Source organism: Pseudomonas sp. EA_15y_Pfl1_P101, assembly GCF_963970835.1.
GTDB lineage: Bacteria > Pseudomonadota > Gammaproteobacteria > Pseudomonadales > Pseudomonadaceae > Aquipseudomonas > Aquipseudomonas tritici.
This window is the reverse complement of sequence record NZ_CAXAPA010000017.1, coordinates 39,066-64,794: the sequence shown is the minus strand read 5'-3', so window position 1 is coordinate 64,794 and position 25,729 is coordinate 39,066. Positions and strand designations below refer to the sequence as shown.

Genomic DNA, 25,729 nt, shown 5'->3' with positions numbered 1-25,729 from the left:
TCAGAGGTAGAGCCGGAACTACGGCCGCGAATACGGCAGGAAAAACCAGTGCCAATCATCGATGCCCTTCATACCATTCGCCTTTGAATTCATCGCTGCTGGGCATATTCATGATTTTTTGCTAGTGCTGCGACGTTTCTTCGTCGTTGTTGGCACTGGGCTGCTGCTCTTGACGAGCCGTCTTTCTCAGTTCCTGGGTGTCACCCTGCGGAAAAATCGTTATGGCTTTGTAATACGGCTGAGTCGTGCCCTTGCCGCCAGGCTCTTGTGCGCGGCGTTTGCTGGGCGTGCTGAGGTGGCGTTGTTCGCTGGGTTTGTTCATATAAACCTCTGGCAAATACCTAGACCGCTGCGAAGTTGCAGGGTCTCGACACTAGGATAATGCCAGTGGTGTGCATGCACGTCGGTGCGCTAGCGCGCTTAGAAATAGCCCAAGTTCGCGATTTAAAAGAGTCTCAAAACCTTCGCTGGCGGCGGCAGCGCATGAAGCGCAGCCCCAAGTACCGTGCACGTGTGCAGGACATAACAACGCTATGTGCGCTCAACGCGTTGACCCAGCGCTATCGCCAGCAGCGAGAGAAACGCTGATGGCCGCACTATGTTCGCTAACGCACGGTGATCGCGGCGCGTTGCAGGCACGCTGAATGGGTCACGGTTTGCGGCATACCTGAGTGCCACGACCGTGTTCCTAATACGCAGATTTGACGAGGTATCCGGGTGACGCAAAGCCGAGTAGAAACGCCAGCGGCTGTGGCCTCTGACGGCAAAGTCGTTGCAGTTCGCGGCAGTGTCATCGACATGCGCTTCGATGTGGCATTGCCACCTGTTCACAGCTTACTGCGCGCCGGTAAAGGCGGCCGAGTGGCAATTGAGGTATTGGCTCAACGCGATGAGCATCACGTACGCGGCATTGCGCTGACGCCCACCCAGGGGCTGGCCCGCGGTATGCACGTGCACAGCACCGGCGGGCCGTTGCAAGCGCCCGTTGGTAAACCCATTCTCTCGCGCATGTTCGACATTTTCGGCAACACCATAGACCGCGAGCCGGCGCTGGAAGGCGTGCAATGGCGCTCGGTGCACAGCCAACCACCACCGCTGGTGCACCGCTCAACTCAATCCGAAATATTCGAAACCGGCATCAAAGCCATCGACGTGCTCACCCCGCTCGAGCGCGGTGGCAAGGCCGGTTTGTTCGGCGGCGCGGGCGTCGGCAAGACGGTGCTGCTGACCGAGATGATCCACAACATGGTCGGCCATCAACAGGGCGTTAGCATCTTTTGCGGCATCGGCGAGCGCTCGCGCGAAGGCGAAGAGCTTTACCGCGAAATGAAAGCCGCCGGGGTGTTACCCAACATGGTGATGATCTTCGCGCAAATGAACGAGCCTCCTGGCGCTCGCTTTCGCGTCGGCCATGCGGCGTTGACCATGGCCGAGTATTTCCGCGACGACGAGCAACGCGATGTACTACTGCTGATCGACAATATTTTCCGTTTTATCCAGGCCGGATCAGAAGTCTCGGGGCTGATGGGGCAAATGCCGTCGCGCCTCGGTTACCAGCCAACCATGGGCACCGAGTTGGCGGCGCTGGAAGAACGCATCGCCAATACCGACAGCGGAGCCATCACCTCGATTCAAGCGGTGTATGTGCCGGCAGACGATTTCACCGACCCGGCCGCGGTGCACACCTTTTCCCACCTGTCGGCCTCTATCGTGCTGTCGCGCAAGCGCGCCAGCGATGAGCACAGTAGCAGGCGTCGTCATGCGGTGAACTTCTTCATAAAGAGTGCTGGCACGGACTTGGCTGCTTCAGATAAATGGCTGATGTCGTCAGTCGCTTATTACCTCGACTGTTTCAACCTCCCCCTCAACCTTCCTTGCAGTTCCCGTAAAAGACCTTTGTCATCACGCCCATTGATAGCTCCCTAACGAAAGCCCCAGGCTAGAGGGCTAAACTCGCGCTTATATCATTCCGAATGATAGTTACCTTTGCTTCATTCGATTCGTGACATAGCACATCGCCGCGCATGATCCGCCCATCTCAAATACATTGGCGGATGCACCTCATGGAACAGTCACTCAAACATTTGCGCTTCCCCTTGGCGATTTTGGCCGTAGTGGTGATGAGCGCGTGCGGCAAGACCCCGGAACAAGCGGCCGCCATGCCTGCTGCCAAAGTCAGCGTGGCGAAGGTGCTGGAACAACCGGTCAACGAGTGGGATGAATTCACCGGTCGCCTGGAAGCCCCGGAAACCGTGCAGATTCGTCCACGGGTCTCTGGCCAGATTGACCAAGTCGCTTTCACCGAAGGCGCCTTGGTCAAGAAAGGCGACTTGCTGTTCCAGATCGACCCGCGTCCGTTCCAGGCTGAAGTGCGCCGCCTTGAAGCCCAGTTGCAACAAACCCGCGCCGCCGCCTCCCGCAGCGATAACGAAGCGCGACGTGGCGAGCGCCTGCGCCAGAGCAATGCGATTTCCGCCGAACTGGCCGACTCGCGCACCACCGCTGCCCAGGAAGCCCGCGCGGCCGTTGCCGGGATCCAGGCGCAGTTGGACCTGGCCAAGCTGAACCTGAGCTTTACCCGTGTGACCTCGCCGATCAGCGGCCGCGTCAGCCGTGCCGAAATCACTGCCGGTAACCTGGTGACCGCCGACACCACCGCGCTGACCAGTGTGGTCTCCACCGACAAGGTCTACGCCTACTTCGACGCCGATGAGCGTGTGTTCCTCAAGTACACCGAACTGGCTCGCCAAGGCCGCCGTGGTGCAACCACGCCGGTGTACCTGGGCCTGTCCAACGAAACCGGCAACCCGCACTTGGGCAAGATGAACTTCATCGACAACCAGGTCAACCCGGCCACCGGCACCATCCGTGGTCGCGCTGTGTTCGATAACAGCAAGGGCGAGTACACCCCGGGCCTGTATGCACGCCTGAAACTGGTCGGCAGCGGCACCTACTCTGCCGTGTTGATCACCGACGAAGCCGTCGGCACCGACCTGGGCAAGAAATTCGTGCTGGTGATGGAAGGCGACAAGCCGGCCTATCGTTCGGTGGAGCTGGGGCCGAAGATCGAAGGTTTGCGCATCGTGCGCAGCGGCCTGAACAAGGACGACACCATTATCGTCAAGGGCCTGCAGCGCGTGCGCCCAGGGTCGCCAGTGGCCCCGCAAACCATTCCGATGGCCAGCCAGGAAACCCTCGCCGCCTTGGCCAAACAACGACAAGCGCTTGAAGCCAGCAACCTGGAACAAGTGGCGCCGGATAAAGCCTCGCCCAAACTTGCCAGCGCGACTCCACGCGGTTAAGGGATACGACTCAAGATGAATTTTTCCAAGTTCTTCATTTCGCGGCCGATCTTCGCAGCAGTGCTCTCGCTGTTGATCCTGATCGCCGGGGCGATCTCGCTGTTCCAATTGCCGATCAGCGAATACCCGGAAGTGGTGCCGCCGACTGTGGTGGTACGCGCCAACTTCCCGGGCGCCAACCCCAAGGTCATCGGCGAAACCGTGGCCGCTCCGCTGGAGCAGGCGATCACCGGCGTCGAGAACATGCTGTACATGTCCTCGCAGTCGACCGCCGACGGCAAGCTGACCCTGACCATCACCTTCGCCTTGGGTACCGACCTGGACAACGCGCAGGTGCAGGTGCAAAACCGTGTGACGCGGACTCAGCCGAAACTGCCAGAGGAAGTGACGCGCATCGGTATTACCGTGGACAAGGCCTCCCCCGACCTGACCATGGTGGTGCACTTGACCTCCCCGGATCAGCGCTACGACATGCTCTACCTGTCCAACTATGCGTTGCTCAATGTGAAGGATGAGCTGGCGCGTCTGGGCGGTGTCGGTGACGTGCAGCTGTTCGGCATGGGTGACTACTCCCTGCGGGTATGGCTGGACCCGAACAAGACCGCTTCGCGCAACCTGACCGCCACCGATGTGGTGACCGCGATCCGTGAGCAGAACCGTCAAGTGGCTGCCGGTGCCCTGGGTGCGCAACCCGCGCCGTCTACCACTGCATTCCAGTTGTCGGTGAACACCCAAGGTCGCCTGGTGACCGAGGAAGAGTTCGAGAACATCGTGATTCGCTCAGGCGACAACGGTGAAATCACCCGCCTCAAAGACATCGCACGGATCGAGCTGGGTTCCAGCCAATACGCCCTGCGCTCGTTGCTCAACAACCAGCCGGCCGTGGCGATCCCGATCTTCCAGCGCCCTGGCTCCAACGCCATCGAGATTTCCAACGAAGTGCGCGGCAAGATGGATGAGCTGAAAAAGAACTTCCCGCAAGGGATGGACTACAGCATCGTCTATGACCCGACCATCTTTGTGCGCGGCTCCATCGAAGCGGTGGTGCACACCCTGTTCGAAGCGCTGATTCTGGTTGTTTTGGTGGTGATCCTGTTCCTGCAGACCTGGCGCGCCTCGATCATTCCTTTGGTGGCGGTGCCGGTTTCGTTGATCGGTACGTTTGCGGTGATGCACCTGTTTGGCTTCTCGCTCAACGCGTTGTCGCTGTTCGGCCTGGTATTGGCCATCGGTATCGTGGTGGACGACGCCATCGTGGTGGTGGAGAACGTCGAACGGAATATCGAGCTGGGCCTGGAACCGTTCCCGGCGACCGAAAAGGCCATGAGCGAAGTGACAGGCCCGATCATCGCTACGGCGCTGGTGCTGTGTGCGGTGTTCATTCCGGCTGCCTTTATCAGCGGCTTGACCGGGCAGTTCTACAAACAGTTCGCCTTGACCATCGCGATTTCGACAGTGATCTCGGCGTTCAACTCGCTGACCTTGTCCCCTGCCCTGGCCGCCGTGTTGCTGCGTAGCCATGACGCGCCGAAGGATCGTTTCTCCAAGATGCTCGACAAGCTGTTTGGTGGCTGGTTGTTCAAACCGTTCAACCGCTTCTTTGACAAAGCCAGCCACGGCTACGTCGGCACTGTACGCCGAGTGATTCGCGGTAGCGGTATCGCGCTGTTCCTGTATGCCGGCTTGATGGTGCTGACCTGGTTCGGCTTTGCCCACACCCCGACCGGTTTCGTACCGGCCCAGGACAAGCAATACCTGGTGGCCTTCGCACAATTGCCGGACGCCGCGAGCCTGGACCGCACTGAAGACGTGATCAAGCGCATGTCTGACATCGCGCTGAAACAACCGGGTGTGGAAGCTGCCGTAGCCTTCCCGGGCTTATCGATCAACGGTTTCACCAACAGCCCGAACAGCGGCATCGTGTTCGTGACCTTGAAACCGTTCGACGAACGTAAAGACCCGAGCATGTCCGCCGGTGCGATTGCCGGCGCGTTGAACGGTAAATACAGCGACATCCAGGAAGCCTACATGGCGATCTTCCCACCGCCGCCGGTACAGGGCCTGGGTACGATTGGTGGCTTCCGCCTGCAGATCGAAGACCGTGGCAACCTGGGTTACGACGAGCTGTACAAAGAAGTGCAGAACATCATCACCAAGAGCCGTAACACGCCGGAGCTGTTCGGCCTGTTCACCAGCTACACGGTCAACGTGCCTCAGGTCGATGCGGCTATCGACCGTGAAAAGGCCAAGACTCACGGCGTGGCGATCAGCGACATCTTCGACACCCTGCAGATCTACCTGGGTTCGTTGTATGCCAACGACTTCAACCGCTTCGGTCGCACCTACCAGGTCAACGTGCAGGCTGAGCAACAGTTCCGCCTCGATGAAGACCAGATCGGCCAACTGAAAGTGCGCAACAACAAAGGCCAGATGATCCCGTTGGCGACCTTCATCAAGGTCAGCGACACCTCGGGCCCGGACCGCGTGATGCACTACAACGGCTTTATCACGGCTGAAATCAACGGCAACGCTGCACCGGGCTACAGCTCGGGCCAGGCAGAAGCTGCGATTGAAAAACTGCTGAAAGACGAACTGCCCAACGGCATGACCTACGAGTGGACCGACCTGACGTATCAGCAAATTCTCTCGGGCAATACCGCGCTGTTCGTGTTCCCGCTCTGCGTACTGCTGGCGTTCCTGGTACTCGCCGCCCAATACGAAAGCTGGAGCCTGCCGCTGGCGGTGATCCTGATCGTTCCGATGACGCTGCTGTCGGCGATTACCGGGGTGATCATCTCGGGCGGCGACAACAACATTTTCACCCAGATCGGACTGATCGTATTGGTGGGCCTGGCGTGTAAGAACGCGATTCTGATCGTTGAGTTCGCCAAGGATAAACAGGCAGAAGGCCTCGACCCACTGGCTGCGGTACTGGAAGCCTGCCGTCTGCGTCTGCGGCCGATCCTGATGACCTCGTTCGCCTTCATCATGGGTGTGGTGCCCCTGGTGTTGTCCAGCGGTGCCGGTGCCGAGATGCGCCATGCGATGGGCGTGGCGGTGTTCTCCGGGATGATCGGTGTGACCTTCTTCGGTCTGTTGCTGACGCCAGTGTTCTACGTACTGATCCGTCGCTATGTGGAGCGCCAGCAAGCGCGCAAAGCGGCCAAGGCCTTGAAGCTGGAGACACAGCAATGAGTGTGAAAGTATTCTTGCCGAGCTTGTTGGTGCTGGCGCTGAGCGCCTGTGCCGTAGGCCCGGACTACAAAACCCAGACCCCGGAGGCGGCCAATGTCACGGCCGCCGCCGATGCCAAGAAGTATGACCACGCCAAGTTCGAAGGCATCTGGTGGCAGCAGTTCGAGGACCCGACCCTCAACCAGTTGGTGACTCAGTCGCTGCAGGGCAACCGCGATTTGCGCGTCGCCTTTGCCCGTCTGCGGGCCGCCCGCGCCATCCGCGATGACGCCAGCAATGACGCCATGCCGACCATCACCAGCCGCGTCAGCAGTGACCAGGGCAAAGGCCAGATTCCGGGCCAGACCACCCGGCGCGTCAAGACCGAGCGTTACGATCTCGGCCTGGACATGGCTTGGGAACTGGACCTGTTCGGCCGCATACAGCGCAACCTGGAAGCCACCGACGCCGACCAGCAAGCCGCCGAGGCTGACTTGTACCAACTGCAAGTCACTATGATTGCCGAACTGGTGGATGCCTACGGTCAACTGCGCGGCGCGCAACTGCGTGAACGCATTGCCCTGGACAACCTGAAGAACCAGCAGGAATCGCGCACCATCACCGAAAGCCTGCGCGATGCCGGCGTGGGTGATCAGTTGGATGTGGAACGTGCCGACGCACGCCTCGCGGCGGTTGAAGCCAGCGTGCCGCAACTGCAGGCCGAGCAAGTGCGCGAGCGTAACCGCATCGCCACCCTCCTCGGTCAGCGTCCTGACAAGCTGACGGTGGACCTGAGTCCTAAAGACCTGCCAGCGATTGCCAAGGCATTGCCGATTGGCGACCCGGGGCAACTGCTGCAACGTCGCCCGGACATTCTCAGTGCCGAACGCAAACTGGCCGCCGCCACTGCGCGTATCGGTGTGGCCAAGGCCGATTTGTTCCCACGGGTCAGCCTCAGCGGCTTCCTCGGCTTTACCGCCGGGCGCGGTTCGCAGATCGGCTCGTCCGCTGCGAATGCCTGGGCCCTCGGCCCTAGCATCACCTGGGCCGCCTTTGACCTGGGCAGCGTACGCGCCCGTTTGCGCGGTGCGGATGCCGAGGCTGATGGCGCGCTGGCGAACTACGAGCAGCAAGTGCTGTTGGCCCTGGAAGAATCCGAAAACGCCTTCAGTGATTACGGCAAGCGTCAGCAACGCCTGGTCTCGCTGATCCGCCAAAGCGAATCCAGCCGCGCCGCCGCCGACCTGGCTGCGATCCGCTACCGCGAAGGCACCGTGGACTTCCTGGTGCTGCTTGACGCGCAACGTGAGCGTCTGGCGGCCGAAGACTCCCAGGCCCAGGCCGAAGTGGATTTGTATCGCGGGATTGTAGCGATCTACAAAGCACTCGGTGGTGGCTGGCAGCCAGACACGGTTGTTGCCACCGCCAAGTGAAGTAAAGAGCTCCTTTGGTTGGTCGCATCCAGCCAATTTTTAGCCCCGTGGTCCATTCGGTCACGGGGCTTTTTTTGGTCGGGTGTTTTACAGGGATGATAGTTAGGAAGTTGCCTGCACATTAGTCAGCCTTATCTGTCAGAGGGTTCTGAAATTTCTTCAAAAGCTAATGTTGGACTCTAGTACGTCGATAACGGGGGTGTAATTCTTAATACAGACAGGAGATTGTTATGGGCATGCTTGTTACGAACACAGCGACCACGTTATCGAAGCAAACTGATGCTCGTGTGGTCAGAAACCCAACCATGGTGACGAATGCGTTTACGCTGACGGAAGAATCCAAAGCGGCGGAGACGCTGAAGCTAAAAAATTCAGAAAAAATTAACGACCTAAAAATCTTTTTAAAAAGCTATGACCTGACTTCTATCAGCACCAACGAACTTAAAGAAGTGGGCAGCAAACTTTACGATAACGGACTCATCGATGACAATACGTTCATGATGTTCATATCGGGAGACGGCGCATCAGATGCAAATGGCCGCCAAACGAAAATGGACGTTAAATTCAATGCGATCGCTTTATTTAACGAGAAACTGGAAGATAACATGGCGTATTTCAAAACTGATCGCTATTCGAAGCCGGAGCATATTGCGTATATTACTCACCGAATGGTTAGTGCCAACCAAGCAATCAATGCCCTGGCCTACCTAGGAAGCTCCACAGCCAGTACCTTATCTATAGATGATCACGCATGATCAAAACACTCAGAAAGCAGCGCGCTGATGATACCTTCAGCGCGCTACCTGCAAGCGTATTAACGCCCGTACCTGACACTACCTGAATAAGACTTTGATATTGCTTCAGGATTGTCCAACCTCACTCGATACGTTCCGAAACTGCCGACGTGAGAAACACTATTTCCTATGCTAGTCGACACCGACTGCCAGCTCCCTCCCAACTCTCGCTCAATTAGAATTCGAGGGGCACTCCCCGCACCACCCGGAGAAACAAAGGCATCAATGCTAGCTCCGGAACAGCCGTTGGCAGGTGTAATCGTAAAAGGGCCATGCGCAGTCAGTTCCGTCTTACCCTCTATGATACCGCTATAACTTTCAGAAACGTTTAAGCACAAGGCCGACGCCTGAAACGACAACCCCATCAATAATGCAAATGGCAATGCAATAAGACTTTTCATAAATCCACCTTCATGAATTAATAATCAAGATCTCAACATGCGACGCATGCAGCAAAGCAACTGCAGGTTTTTAGTTATGCATAGGCATTCCTCACAGCCGGAGGGAGGATTGTTTACACCGAGCGTTTAATATCGCGAAACTCCAAGTAGGAATCAGCGAAAGCATCGGCGAGAACCATGCCAACCACTGTGCACGAACTATCAGATGAGATATGCCGGCCACATCCTAAAAAGTTGCGGGAAAGCTCTTCAGACGCTAATGAAAGATAAGAGAAGTTATTTCTTGCCGCCTTACACCAGAACTAACACCGCGCGACTTCATTCAAAATCAAACTTCGGTAATGCCCCGGATTCGACCCCGCCCACTTACGAAAAGCCTTGTAGAACGAACTGGTATCAGCAAACCCCAACCGCTCGGCGATCTCGGCAAAGCTGATCTGCGGTTCGGCCAGCCAGACAATCGCCAACTCCTTACGCACGCTGTCCTTGAGGCCCTGATAAGTCTGCCCCTCTTCCGCCAGGCGGCGGCGCAGTGTGGAAGCGGAGATGCACAGGCTGGCGGCGAGGCCTTCGGTTTCCGGCCAGGTCTCGGGAGGCATTTGGCGCAGGTCGTGTTTGATGTGGGTAGCGAGGCTGTCGGGGTCGCGGTACTTGACCAGAATATTGGCCGGCGCATGGGCCAGGAAACGTTTGAGCTCTTCCGCGCTGCGCTTGATCGGCAGGTCCAAGTAGTCGGCGGAGAAGATCATGCGGGTGCGCGGCCGGTCGAAGCGCAGGTTGTCGGAGAACATCACCTGGTAATCATCGCAGAAGTCCGGTTTTGAGCAGCGCAGTTCAATCGCGAGAATTGGAATCCGACGTCCCGCCAGCCAACAGGCTACGCCATGCACAATCATCCAATACGTAAAGTAGGTGAAGGCCCTGTTGGGTTCGGGCTCCGGTTCCAGCAGCACGATCTCCGCCAGGCTTTGTTGACGCACCAGTTGCGCGGGCATTCGCTCCAGCACCAGTGACAGAAACCCCAGGCCGGTTTCCAGGCTGGTGGCGAGGGTCGGCTGCGCTATCGCGGCGCGGCACAGGAACGCCAGGCTGCCGGACTTGAGCTTGCGTGGGTCCATGCCGAAGAACTCGTCATCCCTGCGCCGCGCCAGCAGGCGCCACAGGCGCGCGTAGGTCGTGGCAGAGACGCGTGCGGTGGGCTCGCTTAACAGTGCCGGATCGATACCGGCTTTATGCAGCACTTCGGCACTGGCCGTCCCGGGCACGCAGCTCTGCAACAAAGCTTCGCGCACGAGGTGGATGGAGATGGTGTCTTTTTCCGACATGAGCGATCGGGCATCCGGTTGTACGGCAAATAATGGCATGCATCATAAAGTGGGTCGCGATTTGCCACCACCGTTCAGGCCCTGTTCAGCTAAAGTCAATATTTCTTGTTTAGCAATGAGTATCATTATGATACAACTTAGCACCCTATCTAGTTCTACTGCGGTGCCAAATGCTCGTTCCTTTTCTCATCATGCTGCGCGAAGGCATTGAAGCCGCATTGATCGTTGGCATCATCGCCAGCTACCTGCAACAGACCGGCCGTGGCCAGTGGATGCCCGCCGTGTGGATCGGTGTATTCCTCGCCGCTGCGCTGGCCCTGCTGGTCGGTGGTGGCCTTGAATTGGTCAGCGCCGAGTTCCCGCAGAAACAGCAGGAACTGTTCGAAGGCATCGTCGGCCTGGTCGCCGCGGGCATCCTCAGTTCCATGGTGTTCTGGATGCGCAAAGTGGCGCGCTCCATCAAGCATTCCCTGCACGCCTCCCTGGATCACGCGTTGGCCGGTTCCAAACACCAGGTGACCGCGCTGATCCTGATGGTGTTTTTCGCGGTGGCCCGTGAAGGCCTGGAAACCGTGTTCTTCCTGCTGGCGGTGTTCCAGCAGAGCGAAGGCCCGGGCGCGCCGATGGGCGCCCTGCTCGGCCTGATCCTGGCGATCATTGTCGGCTTCCTGATTTACACCGGCAGTATGCGCCTGAACCTCGGCGCGTTTTTCCGCTGGACCGGCCTGTTCATCCTTGTCGTCGCCGCCGGCATCCTCGCCAACTCGGTGCAAGCCCTGCACGAAGCGGGCGTGTGGAACCACCTGCAAACCGTGCTGTTCGACTTCAGCACTGCTTTGCCGATGGACAGCCCGCTGGGTTCGGTACTGGCCGGCATGTTCGGCTATCAGGAAGCACCCACCGTCAGCACCCTCGGTGCTTACGTGACTTACCTGGTGGTGGCGCTGGTGATGTTCTTCCTGCCCGCTGCACCGCCCAAACCTGCCGCCACTCCTTCTTCCGTTTCCACCCACTAAGGACCGCCTCTTGTCCAACCCAACTCCTCAACCGGCTCTGCCACCCCGCGCCTTGCGTTGGGCCGTGGCGGGCTCGGTGGTCGTGATGATCGCCGCCGGTGGCCTGTTCTATTACGCCTCGCAACTGGCGGCCAGCAAGCGCCAGGTCAACCACAATGAAATTGCCGTGACCATCCACGGCCATGCCTGCGAACCGAATGAACTGACTGTACCCGCTGGCCGCGCGAGCTTTCGCATCATCAACCGCTCCGAGCGTGCCGTGGAATGGGAAATCCTCGACGGCGTGCTGGTGGTCGAAGAGCGCGAGAACATCGCCCCCGGTCTAAGCCAGGTGATCAACGCCAACCTGTTGCCCGGCGACTACGCGATTACGTGCGGCCTGCTGAGCAACCCGCGCGGCACCTTGCACGTAACGCCCACCGCCGAATCCGACGCCCAGGCCAGAGCCAAGCCGTCGATGGTGGCGTTTATCGGCCCATTGTCGGAGTTCCGCGTGTATCTGAGCAGCCAAGGCAGCGCATTGGTCAAGGCGGTGACTGCCTTACAGAAAGCCATCGATGCGGGTGACCTGGCGCAAGCCCAAGCGCTTTACCTACCGGCGCGCGAGGCTTACCAGCGACTGGCCCCGGCGGCGCAACGCCTGGCGGAGTTGGACAACGCGATCAACGCCCGCGCCGACTACTTTGAGAAACGCGAACAGGATCCGGCCTTCAGCGGCTTCCACCGCCTGGAATACAGCCTATTCCAACAACGCAGCCTCGACGGCCTGGCGCCGATTGCGCAGCGCCTGGTAACCGACGTCACGACACTGAAGCAACAACTGCTGGCCCAGTCCCTGCCGCCCGAGCAACTGGTGAGCATCGTGGTGCGCAACCTCAATGGCCTGGCCGATGTGCGCGCCATCAGCGGTGAAGAAGAGCGCTACAGCCACGTCGACCTGAATGGTTTTGCCGCCAACCTGCAAGCCGCCCACAAGGTCGTCGAGCTGATGCGCCCGCTGCTGAGCAAGTCCGCCGCCGACCTGTTACCAAAAGTCGACAGCGCCCTCGCGGCGTTCGACAGCGAACTCAATGAGTTGAAAGTCGACGGCCAGTACCGCCGCTACGACAGCGTGACCGCCGATCAGCGCAAGCAGATCGCCGACAAGGCCAAGGCTCTGGCCGTTGCACTCGATGGAATCGACCCCGCCCTTGGCCTTTCCGGCCTGCAGTGAAGACGACCGCCTACATGAGTAATTCAGAACAGTTTGACCTTCAGCGGCGCCGTGTCCTGTTGGGCATGGCCGCCACCGGCGCCGCGATTGCCGGTAGCACATTGAGCTGCCCGGCCATGGCCGCCGCAGCGGAACAAGTCACCGCGGCACCCCGCAGTGACAAAACCCAGGACCACCACGATTTTTTTGGCAAGCACCAGACTGGCATCGTCACTCCGCGCCCGGCCTGCGGCATGCTCGTCGCATTCGATGTGTTGGCCAGCGACCGTGAAGACCTGGAACGCCTGTTCCGCACGTTGAATGAACGCATCGCTTTTCTGATGACCGGCGGCACCGTGCCGCAAGTCGATCCGAAACTGCCGCCCACCGACTCCGGCATTCTCGGCCCGGTGGTGACGCCGGACAACCTCACCATCACCGTGTCTGTCGGTGAGTCGCTGTTCGACGAGCGCTTCGGGCTCACGGCAGTCAAGCCCAAGCGCCTGAGCCGCATGGTCGGTTTCCCCAACGACGCGCTGGAACCGGCGCAGTGCCACGGTGACCTGAGCCTGCAATTTTGCGCCAACACCACTGACACCAATATCCACGCCCTGCGCGACATTGTGAAGAACCTGCCGGACCTGCTGATGGTGCGCTGGAAGCAGGAAGGCAGCGTACCGCCGCAGGCGCCGAGTAAACCCGGAGAACCTGCGCAGAGCGCGCGTAACTTCCTCGGTTTCCGTGACGGTTCGGCTAATCCGAATTCCAACGACGCCAAGGCCATGGACCAGATTGTGTGGGTCCAGCCTGGCAGCGACGAACCGGCCTGGGCGGCCAATGGTAGCTATCAGGCCGTGCGCATCATCCGCAACTTCGTCGAGCGTTGGGACCGAACCCCGCTGCAAGAGCAGGAAAGCATCATCGGCCGCATCAAGCCGACCGGCGCGCCGATGGACGGCGCCAAAGAAACCCAGGTACCCGACTACAGCAAGGACCCGGAAGGCACATTGACCAAGCTCGATGCCCATATCCGCCTGGCCAACCCGCGCACCCCGCAGACGCAGGCCAACCTGATCCTGCGCCGGCCGTTCAACTACTCCAACGGCGTCAACAAAAACGGTCAGTTGGACATGGGGCTGTTGTTCATCTGCTACCAGGCTGACCTGGAGAAAGGCTTTATCAGCGTACAAACCCGGCTCAACGGCGAGCCCCTGGAGGAGTACCTCAAGCCGGTCGGCGGCGGATACTTCTTCACCTTGCCGGGGGTCACTGGGCCCAAGGATTTCATCGGGCGCACGCTGCTGGCTGCAACGCACCCTCACACCACTGCCACTCCCTAAAACAACCCCCAGAGCGGAAATCGTCCTATGAAGAAGTCGACCATTGCGTTGTCGTTGTTGCTGACCCTTTCGCCGCTGGCAGCGTTTGCCGCTACCGCGCCGCTGGACCTGGTAGGCCCGGTGTCGGACTACAAGATCTACGTCACCGAAGAAATCGGTGAGCTGGTCACCCAGACCCAGGCGTTCACCGACGCCATCAATAAAAGCGACCTGGCCACCGCCAAAAAGCTCTACGCGCCGACCCGCGTACATTATGAGTCCATCGAGCCGATTGCCGAACTGTTCAGCGATCTCGATGCGTCCATCGACTCCCGCGTCGATGACCATGAAAAAGGCGTGACCGCCGAAGATTTCACCGGCTTCCACCGCCTCGAATACGCACTGTTCTCGCAAAACAGCACCCAGGGCCTGGAAACCCTGACCGCCAAACTCAACACCGACGTCAACGACCTCAAGACCCGCGTCGACGGCCTGACCTTCCCGCCGGAAAAAGTCGTCGGCGGCGCCGCAGCGCTGCTTGAAGAAGTCGCCGCCACCAAGATATCCGGCGAGGAAGACCGCTACAGCCACACCGACCTGTACGACTTCCAGGGCAACATCGACGGCGCAAAAAAAATCGTCGACCTGTTCCGTGGCCAGATCGAGAAGCAAGACAAAACCTTCCTGGCCAAAGTCGACAAGAACTTCGCCGCCGTGGACAAGATCCTGGCCAAGTACAAGACCAAGGACGGCGGCTTTGAGACCTACGACAAGGTCAAGGAAAGCGACCGCAAGGCGCTGGTGGGTCCGGTCAACACCCTGGCTGAAGACCTGTCCATGTTGCGTGGCAAGCTGGGCCTGAACTAAACGCTGGATAAAAAAAGACCCAGCCCTGTTGAGGGGCTGGGGTTTTTTTCGCCTGCAGTTCTACAGGATGCGGTACAGCAGCCGCTCGATCCGAACGCGGCTGACCCGACGCAGGAATTTGCCGACCGCCTCCGGGTAGTCCAGCAGCGTTTGCAGGTCCTGATAACGCTCGATGCGCGTGCTGTGCTGGAAAATCTGCGCCAGCTCGGTGCGGCGCGGTTCAAGCCACTGGCCTTGCGGGTCGTCGATCAGCAAAGCGTTTTCCAGGTCGAGACGGAACGCCCGCGGGTTGAGATTGTTGCCGGTGAGCAACGTGTAGCGCTGGTCGACCCACATGCCCTTGAGGTGGTAGGTGTTGTCGCCGTCGTGCCACAGGTGCAGGTTCAACTGGCCGTGGTCGATGTCGCGCTGATGGCGCTTGGCGAAGCGGCGTAGACTGATTTCGTAGAGGTAGGGCAGCGCAGCAATGACCTTGAACGGCTCGCTCGGCGGAATGTAGAAATCGTTGGCGGTCTTGTCGCCGACGATGATGTCGACCTTCACACCTCGCGCCAGGGCGCGGTTGATTTCGCGAGTCACCGGCAGCGGCAGGTTGAAGTACGGCGTGCAGATGGTCAACTGGTGCTGGGCGCTGGCGATCAGTTCGAGGATCACCCGGTTCAGGGGGTTGTTCTTGCCAACCCCGAGCAATGGGCTGACCAACAGGTGACCATTGGGCAACTGCCCCGTCGTGGTGTCATAGGTCGCGTGTTTCAAACGGCTGCGCAAGTCGCCGATATCATTGCGCAAGCTGCGCGTGGTCGGGGGATTGGGCAGGTCCAGGCGATTAACCGCCTTGGAGGCGACAAGCCCGTGTTCCACCAGGTGCTGCATGGAGTCGGCAAGCGGTTGGCTGTGGATCAGGTGGTAACGGTCGAAGCGGTACTTGTCGAACTTGTGCAAGTACACGTTATTCAGGCTGGCACCGCTGTACAGCACCGTGTCGTCGATCACAAAGCCCTTGAGGTGCAGCACGCCGAACAACTCGCGGGTTTGCACCGGCACGCCATACACCGGCACTTCAGTGCTGTGGCTTTGGGTCATGGACTGATACCAGGCGCTGTTGCCTGGCTGCTTGCCGGCGCCGATCAAACCGCGCTGGGCGCGCAGCCAGTCGACCACCACCACGATGTCCAACTGCGGCCGTGCCGCCTTGGCCGCGTGCAGCGCATCGTAGATCTCCTGGCCCGCCTCGTCCTGCTGCAAGTACAGCGCGACAATGTAGATACGACGCGTGGCCTGGGCAATCTTCTCCAGCAGGCAACGGCGATACGCGTCGGCGCCGGACAGCACCTCAAGGGCGTCTGGAGTGAGGGGGAAACCGCGCAGTTTGGGCAACAGGGAGCGTTTGAAGAACAACGGCATAAGGCTCGCAATGGGTCGAATCCGAAGAAGCCCTGAGCTTACACCATGGGGGGGCTCAGGTCTCGCTGTGCGGCATGGAAAAAAATTAATTGACCAAGAAGAACGATCGTTCTACTTTTTGTGACATGAACGACATAGCCAGTAATGAAACCCGCGATATTATCCTCGACGTCACCGAAAAGCTGATCTACCGCCATGGCATCGCCGCCACTGGCATGGACTTTCTGGTGAAAACCGCCGGTGTCTCGAGAAAAAGCATTTACCGCTACTTCGCCAATAAAGACGAACTGGTGATTGCCGCTCTGCAGCGCCGCGATGAGCGTTGGATGCAGTGGCTGCGCGATGAGGTGGAACGCAGCGAAGGCACAGGTGAGCGCCTGCTTGCGCTGTTTAGCGCGCTCAAGGCCTGGTTCGGTACTGCAGATTTCCGTGGCTGCGCCTTTATCAATACCAGTGGCGAAACCGGCGACCCGCAAGATCCAGTGCGTCTGCTGGCCAAGGCGCATAAACAAAAACTGTTCGAGTATGCACTTGAACTGTGTCAGGCACAGGGTACCCCTGCGCCCGAACGGCAGGCCGCGCAACTGCTGATCCTGATCGATGGCGCCATTACCGTTGCCCTGGTGATGGGCGATTCAACAGCAGCCGATCATGCGCAAGGCATGGCGCGAACGTTATTGGGACTTTGAATGCACAGGCAGGCGCAACGCTCGATAAACCCTATTGCTTGAGGAATTACACGATGTCATCGATTGCAGAAACACGTCCGCCCTTGCCGCCGTTTACCCGCGCGTCGGCCATCGAAAAAGTGCGCTTGGCCGAGGACGGCTGGAATTCGCGCGACCCGCAGCGGGTGTCCTTGGCCTACACCCTGGACACGCAGTGGCGCAACCGTACCGAATTCGCGCATAACCGCGAAGAAGCCAAAGTTTTTCTGACCCGTAAGTGGGCCAAGGAGCTGGATTATCGGCTGATCAAGGAGCTGTGGGCGTTCACCGATAACCGCATCGCGGTGCGCTATGCCTATGAGTGGCACGACGATTCGGGTAACTGGTTCCGCTCCTATGGCAACGAGAACTGGGAATTCGATGAGAATGGCCTGATGGCCAATCGTTTTGCCTGCATCAACGACCTGCCGATCAAGGAAAGCGAACGCAAGCTCCACTGGCCGCTGGGCCGGCGCCCGGATGATCACCCGGGGCTGTCCGACCTGGGCTTGTAACCCTTTGGAGCTGGCTTGCCTGCCTTGGTGCACCTGATACACCGAGGTGCCTGCATCGCAGGCAAGCCAGCTCGCACAGGGAAGTGTCGGTCTACCTCAGTCCTGATTCAGCCCAATCCGATACAGCACGCCATCCTTCTCATCCGTCAGCACGTACAAAAAGCCATCGGGCCCCTGCCGCACATCGCGGATCCGCGCTTTCAAGCCGCCCAGCAAACGCTCCTCGTGAACGACCTTGTCGCCATCGAACTGCAACCGGATCAACTCCTGGCTGACCAGCGCGCCGATAAATACGTTGTGCTGCCAGGCTTTGAAGCGGTCTGCATCGTAAAACGCCATCCCGCTGATACCCGGTGATTTCTCCCAGACGTGATGCGGCGGCACCGTGCCCTCCACCGTTTTGCCCTTGGCTTCGGGTATGGGTGTCAGCGAATAATTGATGCCATGGGTTGCCAACGGCCAGCCGTAATTCTTGCCCCGTTCGATGATGTTGATCTCATCGCCGCCGCGCGGCCCATGTTCGTTTTCCCAAATCGTACCGCTCCACGGGTTCAACCCCAGGCCCTGAGGATTACGTTGGCCGTAGGACCATATCTCCGGGCGTACGCCTTGCTGGCCGACAAACGGGTTGTCATCCGGCACGCGACCGTCCGGGTAGATACGCACGACCTTGCCTTGCAACTTGTCCAGGTCCTGGGCCGTCGGGCGATCGTTGTTTTCCCCAAGGGTCACGAACAGGTAGCCGTCACGGTCGAAGGCCAAGCGCGAGCCGAAGTGATTGCCGGTGGACAGTTTAGGCTCCTGGCGCAGGATCACTTTGAAGTCGGTCAAGCCACTGAGATCTGTCGCCAGCCGGCCACGGCCCACCGCAGTGCCGGCCGTGCCGCCCTCGCCGCCGCCTTCCGCGTAAGACAGGTAGACCATGCGGTCCTGTTTGAAATCCGGTGACAGCACCACGTCCAGCAGACCGCCCTGCCCTTTGGCCCACACTTCAGGCACGCCCGTCAGTGGCGCGGAAAGCTTGCCGTCCGGGCTGACAAAGCGCAGGTGGCCGGGACGTTCCGTCACCAGGAAGCCTTGCTTGTCCGGCAGAAAGGCCACCGCCCATGGGTGGTCCAGGCCTTTGGCAATCGGGGTGGCGGTGATACTGCCTTGTTCGCTGGGGAACTGCTGGGCTTCGGCGGCGACAGCCGCCGTCAACGGCAGCAGCGTGGTTGCACAAACGGCGGCTAGCAGGGTTTTGCGTAGAAACATAAGGCTGGATCCTTACCGGCGATTGCCGCTGGCGTCATAAGTGGGGGCTTTGGTTTCGGTGGCCGGGCGGCTCGGGGCGGCATCGCGCTGGGGATAGCGGTTGCCGATGCCGCCGTTCTCCAAGGTCGGCGAACGTGTGGTCGGCCCAGTCTGAATACCGCGAATGGCCGGCGCATTGGGCTGTGTGCCCTGCATGCTGTTGGGGTTGGCCCGGTGAATCGGACCGTTGTTGGAGTTGTTGTTGCCGGGCAGGTTTTGCGCATGGGCCAAAGGGACAAGGGCCAAACCCAACACCAGCGCTGCAACGTGACGCACACAGCTGTTCATGACAAAGCCTCTCTGGGGCGAGGAGTACGTGCTTTCGATAACACGCTACGCCTCAGGTTCGGCTTTCGACACTAAATAGTTTCTCATCAGGTGTAACACGATCTGTCCGTGCATCTGTCCGTGGAAACTTTTCCCACAGGGTCCGAGTCACCTGAACACAGCCTCTATGTAAGGAATCGCACATATGCCACGGGCAATCTGGAAAGGCGCCATCAGCTTTGGCCTGGTGCATATACCGGTGTCACTGGTCTCGGCCACGTCATCACAGGGCGTTGACTTTGACTGGCTCGACAAACGCAGCATGGACCCGGTGGGCTACAAGCGCATCAACAAGACCACTGGCAAGGAAGTCACGAAGGCGAACATCGTCAAAGGCGTCGCGTTCGAGAAAGGCCGGTACGTGGTGCTCAGCGAAGAAGAAATCCGCTCGGCCCACCCCAAGTCGACCCAGACCATTGAAATCATGGCGTTTGTTGCCAGCGACCAGATTCCGTTGCAGAACATCGACACCCCCCCCTACTTTCTCGCCCCGGACAAACGCGGCGGCAAGGTGTATGCGTTGCTCAGGGAGACTCTTAAAAAAACCAGTAAAGTCGCCCTGGCCAATGTGGTGCTGCACACCAAGCAGCACTTGGCCGCATTGATGCCCCTGGATTCGGCCCTGATACTGGTGATGTTGCGCTGGCCCGCTGAGGTGCGCAGCCTGGACGATCTTGAACTGGGCAGCGACGTGACCAAGCCCACGTTGGCCAAAGGTGAGTTGGAAATGGCCAAGCGCCTGGTAGAAGACATGAGCGCCGACTGGCAACCGGATGACTACCGCGACAGCTTCCAAGAGAAAATCATGGCGCTGGTGGCCAAGAAGGCCAAGGCCGGCAAGATCGAGGACGTCGAAAGCAGCGCGGACGGTGAGGAGCGTAAGTCAGCCGATGTGATTGACCTGACGCAATTGCTCAAGCGCAGCCTGGCCGGCAAGCCGGCAAAGAAGCCCGCCGTGAAAAAATCCACCAAGGCCTCATAAGTCATGCCAAAGCCCCTCAGCGACTACAACCGCAAACGCGACTTCGGGATTACCGCCGAACCACAAGGGAGTGCGCCCGCCGGTAAAAGGAAGGCCTCAGCGCTGTCGTTCGTGGTCCAGAAACATGACGCGCGCAACCTGCACTACGACTTCCGCCTGGAGCTTGATGGCGTGTTGCTCAGTTGGGCGGTGCCCAAAGGCCCGAGCCTGGACCCCAGCCAGAAACGCCTGGCCGTCCACGTTGAAGATCACCCCCTCGGCTATGGCAGCTTCGAAGGCAATATTCCGGCGGGTCAGTACGGCGCAGGCGACGTTATCGTGTGGGACCGCGGCGTGTGGCAACCGCATGACGACCCGCGCAAGGCTTACGCCGCCGGCAAACTCAAATTCACCTTGGTCGGCGAGAAACTCTCAGGCGACTGGACCCTGGTGCGCACGCGCCTGAAGGGCAGCGGCGATAAACAACAATGGCTGCTGATCAAGGAAAAGGACCCACAGGCACGCCCTGCCGATGACTACGATATTGTCCAGGCCCAACCGAATAGCGTGCTCAGCAACGCCTCGGTCGGCAAACCCAACGCTAAAGCCAAGCCCAAGCCCAAGCCCAAGCCGCGAAAAACTGCAGTCACCCTCCCCGAGCAATTCGCCCCGCAATTGGCCACGCTGGTGGACCGCGCGCCAGAAGGCGACTGGCATTACGAAATCAAGTTCGACGGTTACCGCATGCTCGCGCGCATTCGTGACGGCGAGGTACGCCTGTTCACCCGCAACGGCCATGACTGGACCGAACGCCTGCCCCGTCAGGCCAAGGCCCTGCAAGCGCTGAAACTCAAGGACAGCTGGCTCGACGGCGAGGTGGTCAGTCTCAACGGCGACGGCGTGCCGGACTTCCAGGCGCTGCAAAACGCGTTTGATATCGGGCGCAGCCTGGACATTGTCTACTACCTGTTCGATGCGCCGTTCCTCAACGGCCAGGACCAACGCGAAGCGCCTGTCGAGGATCGCCGCGCGGCCCTCAAGGCCGCGTTGGCCGGTAGCCGTAGCAAGTTGCTGCGCTTCTCTGAGGCGTTCACTGCGCACCCTCGTGACATCTTTGAAAGCGCTTGCGACTTGGCCCTGGAAGGCGTAATCGGTAAACGCCTCGGCAGCCCCTACGCGTCGAGTCGCAGTGCCGATTGGATCAAGCTCAAATGCCGCTTGCGCCAGGAGTTCGTGATTGTCGGCTACACCCGGCCGCAGGGCTCACGCAGTGGTTTCGGGGCGCTGTTGCTGGCGGTGAATGATGATTCCGGGCTGGTGTACGCCGGGCGTGTGGGCACAGGCTTTGATCAGGCGTCGCTGAAGTCGATCTACGCGCAACTTACGCCGCTGGAGTGCAGCACGTCACCCTTGGAAAAACCGCTGACCAGCGCCCAGGCCCGCGGTGTGCATTGGGTGCGGCCGACGCTGGTTGGCGAGGTGCAATTTGCCGAATGGACCCGAGAAGGCGTGGTTCGCCAGGCAGCGTTTGTCGGCATGCGTACCGACAAGCCCGCTGCGCAGATCATTCATGAGCAACCGCGCGCGGCCAAATCCATGAAAACCGCGAAAAAACCCAGCGGCAACGTGAACATCACCCATCCCGACCGCGTAATCGATAAGCAAAGCGGTACGCAAAAACAGCAGTTGGCGCAGTTCTACGACAGCATCAGCCAATGGATTCTGCCCTTCCTGCGTCACCGTCCGGTTTCGCTGCTGAGAGCGCCCGAAGGCATTGAAGGCGAGCAGTTCTTCCAGAAGCATTCCGAGCGGCTCGCCATGCCTGACATCAAGCAACTGGATCAGGCGCTCGACCCTGGCCATTCACGCCTGATGGAAATCGACAGCGCCGCTGCATTGATCGGTGCCGTGCAAATGGGCACCGTGGAATTCCACACCTGGGGCGGTACCACCGACAAGCTCGAAACCCCGGACCTGTTTGTGCTCGATCTCGACCCGGACCCGGCACTGCCTTGGAAAGCCATGTTGGAAGCGGCGCAGCTCACGCTGTCGGTGCTTGACGAATTGGGGCTGCAGGCGTTCGTCAAGACCAGCGGTGGCAAGGGCCTGCACCTGGTCGTGCCACTGGCGCGGCGCGACCATTGGGACACCGTCAAGGCATTCGCCAAGGCGATTGCCCAGTTCATGACCGCGCAATTGCCGGAGCGTTTTACCGCAACGTCAGGGCCCAAAAACCGTGTCGGCAAGATCTTTATCGACTACCTGCGCAATGCTCGAGGCGCCAGTACCGTGGCGGCCTACTCCGTGCGCGCCCGCCCGGGATTGCCGGTATCGGTGCCGGTCAGTCGTAAGGAATTGAAGGGCTTGCGCGGTGCCCAGCAGTGGACGGTCGCCAACGTGCATGAGCGTTTAAAGGCGTTGAAGGTTGATCCCTGGGCCGGGTATGCCAATCGCCAGAAAATCAGCAAGAAGATGTGGGATAAGCTGGGCGCCCATCCACCGCAGTGAAGAGCGCCCAGGGCGCCCCTCAGATCAGTACAAAGATCAACGCCAACCCAGCGAAGATCGCCCACTTTTCCAGGTAGTAGCGCATGCGGTTGCGCTTTTTCAGCGCTTTGCCGCGCAGACGGATCTTATACAGGCGCGTGAAGGCGCGGTTGAGCCCACCGGTCTGGTCACCGGCATCGTTAGGCGAGCCCGCAGCGGCCATGACGGTACGGCTGAACCAGCGATTGAACGCCGCGGCCCAGCGGTATTTCATCGGACGCTCGATATCGCAGAACAGGATGATGCGGTTCTGCTGCGTGGTGTTTTCGGCGTAGTGGATGTAAGTCTCGTCGAACATCACTGGCTCGCCGTCACGCCAGTAGTAGTTTTCGCCATCCACATTGATGTAGCAGCCCGGGTCATTCGGGGTATCCAAGCCCAAGTGATAGCGATACGAGCCTGCATACGGGTCGCGGTGACGCACCAGCCTGGAACCTGGCGGCAGTTCGGCGAACATCGCGGCCTTGATCGAGCCAATGCCCTGGACCAGCTCAGTGGTGCGCGGGCAGAGCTTCATCGCGGAAGGATGGCTGTCGCCATACCATTTCAAGTAAAAGCGCTTCCAACCGGATTTGAAGAAGGAATTGAAACCTACGTCGTTGTACTGGTCCGAGCACTTGATCTCCCCGGCGCGCATCAGGGCCAGGCCTTCCTGGCGAATTTCTTGCCAGTGCGCCTGCAGCGGGCTCAAGTCCGGGAAATCGCCGGGCGACAGATAAGGTCGGCTGGGCAGTTTAGAGAAAAGGTAGAGAAAGCAGTTGATCGGTGCCAGGAAGGTCGAATGATCACTGAGTTGGCGGCCTAGCTTATGCCGCACCCGACCGCGCAGGTGTACATATGCAATCGAGGCAACGTAAAGCATAACAATGATGAGTTTCACGGGGATTCGTCACACGTCAGAAGAAAACAGGCTGCTCCTGCGTGCCCACTACGGCCGAGGTTGGATAGCAATACCTGAAATCACAATTCACACAATCGGCACGACCGGCAAAGTGACAATCCGACCGGTAGCCCTTTGCCGTTATTTAGCCACAAGTTGTAACCAAAAGTTAAACAGGAATTGTGAAAAGCTGTCTTGTGAATGTGTTCAGCGGGCTTGTTGCAAGGCAAGCCCACGATGGGTTCAGCTCGCTCTATCGACGTGGCAACAGAGGGTCATCGGACACGGAAAGAGGCCCGATTTTCCGCTGCGCCCGGATGAAGTGCCGAATCAACGCCACTAATATCCCGAGCATCAGTCCTGCCACCAGGCTCAAAGCGATGATCAAGGCCTTTTTTGGTTTGATTGGGTCCAAGGGTTCCAGGGCCTGCCGATCGACAGTCACCAGTTTCAACCCACTCATGTCGATATTCAGACCACGCAACCTAGCCTCCTCGGTTCGGAGGCGTTCCACGTCTTGCAAGAACATGTCTTCAGTCTGGCGACTGCTGAGTACTTCCACTTTGCGATTGACCTCAAGCATGCGCAACTCCTTGCCAATTTCGGCAACGCGAGTATTGGTGAAGTCATCATTGGTACGCCGCGCCAACGCGGCCCGCTCAGCTTCCAGCGCCTCGGTGCCCATGAAGTACAACGGGATCTTCTGGTTGGTCACTTCGGTACGCATCACCTGGCTGGAGCCACGCTGCGCCTCAGCCCCCATTGCAGAGGGCGTAGTGGGTAATTTGATGCCGATCGACTTGGCTATCGAGATGGCTTCGGCCAGTTCGGCCAAGCGACTGGTGCGTTGCGCTTGCATCTGCAGGCGCAAGGCACTGAGTTCGTCCTGCAATTGAGCGCGCTCGACTTTGTCCGCCTCCAGCAATTTAGCGATTTGCAGCGACTTGTCCGTTTCATAGTTGGCGCGCGCCGCGTTGATCTTGCCTTTAAGTTCGTTGAGGCGATTATTGACGATGACCTTGAGGTCGGCTCCCACTTGGTCGCGCTGCTGCGCGATGGCGTAGGTCACGAACCCATTGAGAATTGCCGCCCCATCAACGCCACTGGGATATTGCATTTCCAGACGCACGTAATTATTGGGCGAGTCGGAGTTCTTGAGGTCCGGGATCGTCAGTTGAACGGCGTTGTTGTTGAAGGCCTCAAAACTTTGTTCCAGGCTACGCCCAGGCTGCTGGAACGCCTTGAACAGTTCGGGGTTGGCCCTGAAGAAGCTCAGTCGGGTTTCATAAGAGTCCAACTGCGCGGCAACTTTGGTCAGCGCCTCGGCCGGCGGCAGCTTGTAGACCTCGGAGCGATTAAGGGCGTCCAGTTCATTGATCGCCGCAGGCCGTAGCACGCTGCTGACCTCGTAAACCTTGGGCGCAAGATACGCGTAACCTACTCCCAAAAGGCCGGCCAGGAGCGTACAACCCACGACCAGCTTTTTTTGCTTCCAGATGGCACCGAACAGTTCAAAAAGATCAATTTCATCTGAAGGTAAAGGTTGATGCTGTTGAAGAGCCTTACTCAAGTTCATACACCCTGATCAATTGATTCCAACGTTTAGAGCAAGCACTAGAGCAACGACTGAATAACCAGAGGAAACGTTCCCCGCGCGCGACCTCCGGTAGAAGGAGCACCCGACTAACCAACAAGCCTTTCATTTTAATGGCACGGTTTCATTCCACCTGATAATCAGAGCACCAAGAGGCCGTTACAAAACGTTACCTAGATTATTCAAAATAGCACTAATTGTTTGTAATAAAAGGACTCTCAACGTAAAAAAAAATAAATTTTATACGTGATGCCGCAATGAACCTTCAGCCATAAAGGAATTTTTATGTCATCCCTTCCAGACCCGGATATCCAAGCCCTGCAAGGTACCTGGGAGCAAACTTCCCTCGAAGACAGTGGCGTGCTCAACCCAGTCGATGCCCACAGCGCCCCGGGTGCAATCACCTCTATCACCGGCGACCGGTTCGAAGTGAAGACCGTCAGCGGCGAGGTATTGCTGGCTGGCCGGTTTTCCCTGGACAGCAGCACCGTTCCCAAGAGCATTACCTGGGTCGACGCCATTGGGGATGACGCAGGCAAACACTTGCCCGCCAGTTATCGCCTGGAAGAGGATGAGTTCGTGTTTATTGCAGCCGAGGAAAACATGCCCAGGCCGCTCGCGTTCAGTACTGGCCCAGGTCAAACCATGCGCACCTTCGTACGTCGCGGCTGATCGCGC

At 59.1% G+C, this 25,729-nt stretch carries 21 protein-coding genes; 14 read left to right on the top strand and 7 right to left on the bottom strand.

The genetic code is table 11. The features are described 5' to 3' along the window. Positions 1-121: 121 nt before the first annotated feature. Complete coding sequence (locus tag AACY36_RS23545) at positions 122-322, bottom strand: hypothetical protein (protein ID WP_339419110.1); 201 nt, start codon at positions 320-322, stop codon at positions 122-124. A 395-nt stretch (positions 323-717) separates the two neighbouring features. Between AACY36_RS23545 and AACY36_RS23540 the strand changes: the two genes are divergently transcribed. From AACY36_RS23540 to AACY36_RS23520, 5 genes are all read left to right on the top strand, one after another. Then, complete coding sequence (locus tag AACY36_RS23540) at positions 718-1,926, top strand: F0F1 ATP synthase subunit beta (protein ID WP_339419108.1); 1,209 nt, start codon at positions 718-720, stop codon at positions 1,924-1,926. A 137-nt stretch (positions 1,927-2,063) separates the two neighbouring features. Beyond that, positions 2,064-3,302 (top strand): multidrug efflux RND transporter periplasmic adaptor subunit MexE, encoded by a 1,239-nt coding sequence (gene mexE / locus AACY36_RS23535; protein WP_339419107.1) that lies wholly within the window; start codon positions 2,064-2,066, stop codon positions 3,300-3,302. 15 nt (positions 3,303-3,317) lie between these two features. Then, complete coding sequence (locus tag AACY36_RS23530; RefSeq protein WP_339419106.1) at positions 3,318-6,497, top strand: efflux RND transporter permease subunit; 3,180 nt, start codon at positions 3,318-3,320, stop codon at positions 6,495-6,497. Continuing rightward, positions 6,494-7,909, top strand: a complete 1,416-nt coding sequence (locus tag AACY36_RS23525; protein WP_339428246.1) for a TolC family protein — start codon at positions 6,494-6,496, stop codon at positions 7,907-7,909. The genes AACY36_RS23530 and AACY36_RS23525 overlap by 4 nt, the downstream gene beginning before the upstream one ends. 230 nt (positions 7,910-8,139) lie before the next feature. Then, entirely contained in the window at positions 8,140-8,664 is a 525-nt protein-coding gene (locus tag AACY36_RS23520; RefSeq protein ID WP_339428245.1) for a hypothetical protein, read from the top strand. Between the two features lie 742 nt (positions 8,665-9,406). Here the strand turns inward: AACY36_RS23520 and AACY36_RS23515 are convergent. Then, positions 9,407-10,429, bottom strand: coding sequence for an AraC family transcriptional regulator (locus AACY36_RS23515; protein WP_339437010.1), 1,023 nt, complete (start codon positions 10,427-10,429; stop codon positions 9,407-9,409). 170 nt (positions 10,430-10,599) lie between these two features. Between AACY36_RS23515 and efeU the strand changes: the two genes are divergently transcribed. The 4 genes from efeU to efeO (AACY36_RS23495) are packed head-to-tail and all read left to right on the top strand — an operon-like array spanning position 10,600 to position 14,823. Then, positions 10,600-11,445, top strand: a complete 846-nt coding sequence (gene efeU, locus AACY36_RS23510) for an iron uptake transporter permease EfeU (RefSeq protein ID WP_339457262.1) — start codon at positions 10,600-10,602, stop codon at positions 11,443-11,445. Positions 11,446-11,455: 10 nt separating this feature from the next. Then, positions 11,456-12,658: an iron uptake system protein EfeO gene (gene efeO, locus AACY36_RS23505; RefSeq protein ID WP_339457260.1), complete on the top strand. Its 1,203-nt coding sequence runs from the start codon at positions 11,456-11,458 to the stop codon at positions 12,656-12,658. A 14-nt stretch (positions 12,659-12,672) separates the two neighbouring features. Continuing rightward, positions 12,673-13,977 carry an iron uptake transporter deferrochelatase/peroxidase subunit gene (gene efeB, locus AACY36_RS23500; protein ID WP_339437013.1) on the top strand — a complete coding sequence of 435 codons (1,305 nt, stop codon included), beginning with the start codon at positions 12,673-12,675 and terminating at the stop codon, positions 13,975-13,977. Positions 13,978-14,004: 27 nt separating this feature from the next. Further along, entirely contained in the window at positions 14,005-14,823 is an 819-nt protein-coding gene (efeO, locus tag AACY36_RS23495) for an iron uptake system protein EfeO (protein ID WP_339428242.1), read from the top strand. 60 nt (positions 14,824-14,883) lie between these two features. Here efeO (AACY36_RS23495) and pssA read toward each other — a convergent pair whose 3' ends face one another. Then, entirely contained in the window at positions 14,884-16,227 is a 1,344-nt protein-coding gene (gene pssA, locus AACY36_RS23490) for a CDP-diacylglycerol--serine O-phosphatidyltransferase (RefSeq protein ID WP_339419094.1), read from the bottom strand. Positions 16,228-16,352: 125 nt separating this feature from the next. On the opposite strand from pssA, the gene AACY36_RS23485 reads away from it, so the two are divergent. Both AACY36_RS23485 and AACY36_RS23480 read left to right on the top strand, forming a co-directional pair. Beyond that, positions 16,353-16,916, top strand: coding sequence for a TetR/AcrR family transcriptional regulator (locus AACY36_RS23485; protein WP_339419124.1), 564 nt, complete (start codon positions 16,353-16,355; stop codon positions 16,914-16,916). A 53-nt stretch (positions 16,917-16,969) separates the two neighbouring features. Further along, positions 16,970-17,449, top strand: coding sequence for a nuclear transport factor 2 family protein (locus AACY36_RS23480; RefSeq protein ID WP_339428241.1), 480 nt, complete (start codon positions 16,970-16,972; stop codon positions 17,447-17,449). A 96-nt stretch (positions 17,450-17,545) separates the two neighbouring features. Here AACY36_RS23480 and AACY36_RS23475 read toward each other — a convergent pair whose 3' ends face one another. Further along, positions 17,546-18,703 (bottom strand): PQQ-dependent sugar dehydrogenase, encoded by a 1,158-nt coding sequence (locus AACY36_RS23475; protein WP_339497628.1) that lies wholly within the window; start codon positions 18,701-18,703, stop codon positions 17,546-17,548. A gap of 12 nt (positions 18,704-18,715) precedes the next feature. After that, positions 18,716-19,030 (bottom strand): hypothetical protein, encoded by a 315-nt coding sequence (locus AACY36_RS23470; protein ID WP_339428240.1) that lies wholly within the window; start codon positions 19,028-19,030, stop codon positions 18,716-18,718. 184 nt (positions 19,031-19,214) lie between these two features. Between AACY36_RS23470 and ku the strand changes: the two genes are divergently transcribed. Both ku and ligD read left to right on the top strand, forming a co-directional pair. Then, the gene (gene ku / locus AACY36_RS23465) at positions 19,215-20,051 is read left to right on the top strand and encodes a non-homologous end joining protein Ku (protein ID WP_339497626.1); all 837 of its coding nucleotides are present in this window, start codon (positions 19,215-19,217) and stop codon (positions 20,049-20,051) included. A gap of 3 nt (positions 20,052-20,054) precedes the next feature. Continuing rightward, positions 20,055-22,538: a DNA ligase D gene (ligD, locus tag AACY36_RS23460; RefSeq protein ID WP_339439293.1), complete on the top strand. Its 2,484-nt coding sequence runs from the start codon at positions 20,055-20,057 to the stop codon at positions 22,536-22,538. Between the two features lie 19 nt (positions 22,539-22,557). Here ligD and lpxO read toward each other — a convergent pair whose 3' ends face one another. Beyond that, positions 22,558-23,457 (bottom strand): lipid A hydroxylase LpxO, encoded by a 900-nt coding sequence (gene lpxO, locus AACY36_RS23455; RefSeq protein WP_339428237.1) that lies wholly within the window; start codon positions 23,455-23,457, stop codon positions 22,558-22,560. A gap of 253 nt (positions 23,458-23,710) precedes the next feature. Then, entirely contained in the window at positions 23,711-25,033 is a 1,323-nt protein-coding gene (locus AACY36_RS23450) for a Wzz/FepE/Etk N-terminal domain-containing protein (protein WP_339428236.1), read from the bottom strand. 303 nt (positions 25,034-25,336) lie between these two features. Here AACY36_RS23450 and AACY36_RS23445 point away from each other — a divergent pair, with 303 nt between their 5' ends. Beyond that, positions 25,337-25,723 (top strand): TIGR03067 domain-containing protein, encoded by a 387-nt coding sequence (locus tag AACY36_RS23445; protein WP_339419084.1) that lies wholly within the window; start codon positions 25,337-25,339, stop codon positions 25,721-25,723. Positions 25,724-25,729 lie beyond the last annotated feature (6 nt).

Excerpts from the sequence above, each read along its gene's own strand:
- AACY36_RS23450 (WP_339428236.1), bottom strand. The coding sequence starts at position 25,033 with ATGAACTTGAGTAAGGCTCTTCAACAGCATCAACCTTTACCTTCAGAT.
- pssA (WP_339419094.1), bottom strand. The coding sequence starts at position 16,227 with ATGCCGTTGTTCTTCAAACGCTCCCTGTTGCCCAAACTGCGCGGTTTC.
- efeU (WP_339457262.1), top strand. The coding sequence starts at position 10,600 with ATGCTCGTTCCTTTTCTCATCATGCTGCGCGAAGGCATTGAAGCCGCA.
- efeB (WP_339437013.1), top strand. The coding sequence starts at position 12,673 with ATGAGTAATTCAGAACAGTTTGACCTTCAGCGGCGCCGTGTCCTGTTG.
- AACY36_RS23520 (WP_339428245.1), top strand. The coding sequence starts at position 8,140 with ATGGGCATGCTTGTTACGAACACAGCGACCACGTTATCGAAGCAAACT.
- AACY36_RS23545 (WP_339419110.1), bottom strand. The coding sequence starts at position 322 with ATGAACAAACCCAGCGAACAACGCCACCTCAGCACGCCCAGCAAACGC.
- AACY36_RS23475 (WP_339497628.1), bottom strand. The coding sequence starts at position 18,703 with ATGTTTCTACGCAAAACCCTGCTAGCCGCCGTTTGTGCAACCACGCTG.
- AACY36_RS23485 (WP_339419124.1), top strand. The coding sequence starts at position 16,353 with ATGAACGACATAGCCAGTAATGAAACCCGCGATATTATCCTCGACGTC.
- AACY36_RS23530 (WP_339419106.1), top strand. The coding sequence starts at position 3,318 with ATGAATTTTTCCAAGTTCTTCATTTCGCGGCCGATCTTCGCAGCAGTG.
- AACY36_RS23480 (WP_339428241.1), top strand. The coding sequence starts at position 16,970 with ATGTCATCGATTGCAGAAACACGTCCGCCCTTGCCGCCGTTTACCCGC.
- ku (WP_339497626.1), top strand. The coding sequence starts at position 19,215 with ATGCCACGGGCAATCTGGAAAGGCGCCATCAGCTTTGGCCTGGTGCAT.
- mexE (WP_339419107.1), top strand. The coding sequence starts at position 2,064 with ATGGAACAGTCACTCAAACATTTGCGCTTCCCCTTGGCGATTTTGGCC.
- AACY36_RS23445 (WP_339419084.1), top strand. The coding sequence starts at position 25,337 with ATGTCATCCCTTCCAGACCCGGATATCCAAGCCCTGCAAGGTACCTGG.
- efeO (WP_339428242.1), top strand. The coding sequence starts at position 14,005 with ATGAAGAAGTCGACCATTGCGTTGTCGTTGTTGCTGACCCTTTCGCCG.
- ligD (WP_339439293.1), top strand. The coding sequence starts at position 20,055 with ATGCCAAAGCCCCTCAGCGACTACAACCGCAAACGCGACTTCGGGATT.
- AACY36_RS23515 (WP_339437010.1), bottom strand. The coding sequence starts at position 10,429 with ATGTCGGAAAAAGACACCATCTCCATCCACCTCGTGCGCGAAGCTTTG.
- AACY36_RS23525 (WP_339428246.1), top strand. The coding sequence starts at position 6,494 with ATGAGTGTGAAAGTATTCTTGCCGAGCTTGTTGGTGCTGGCGCTGAGC.
- AACY36_RS23470 (WP_339428240.1), bottom strand. The coding sequence starts at position 19,030 with ATGAACAGCTGTGTGCGTCACGTTGCAGCGCTGGTGTTGGGTTTGGCC.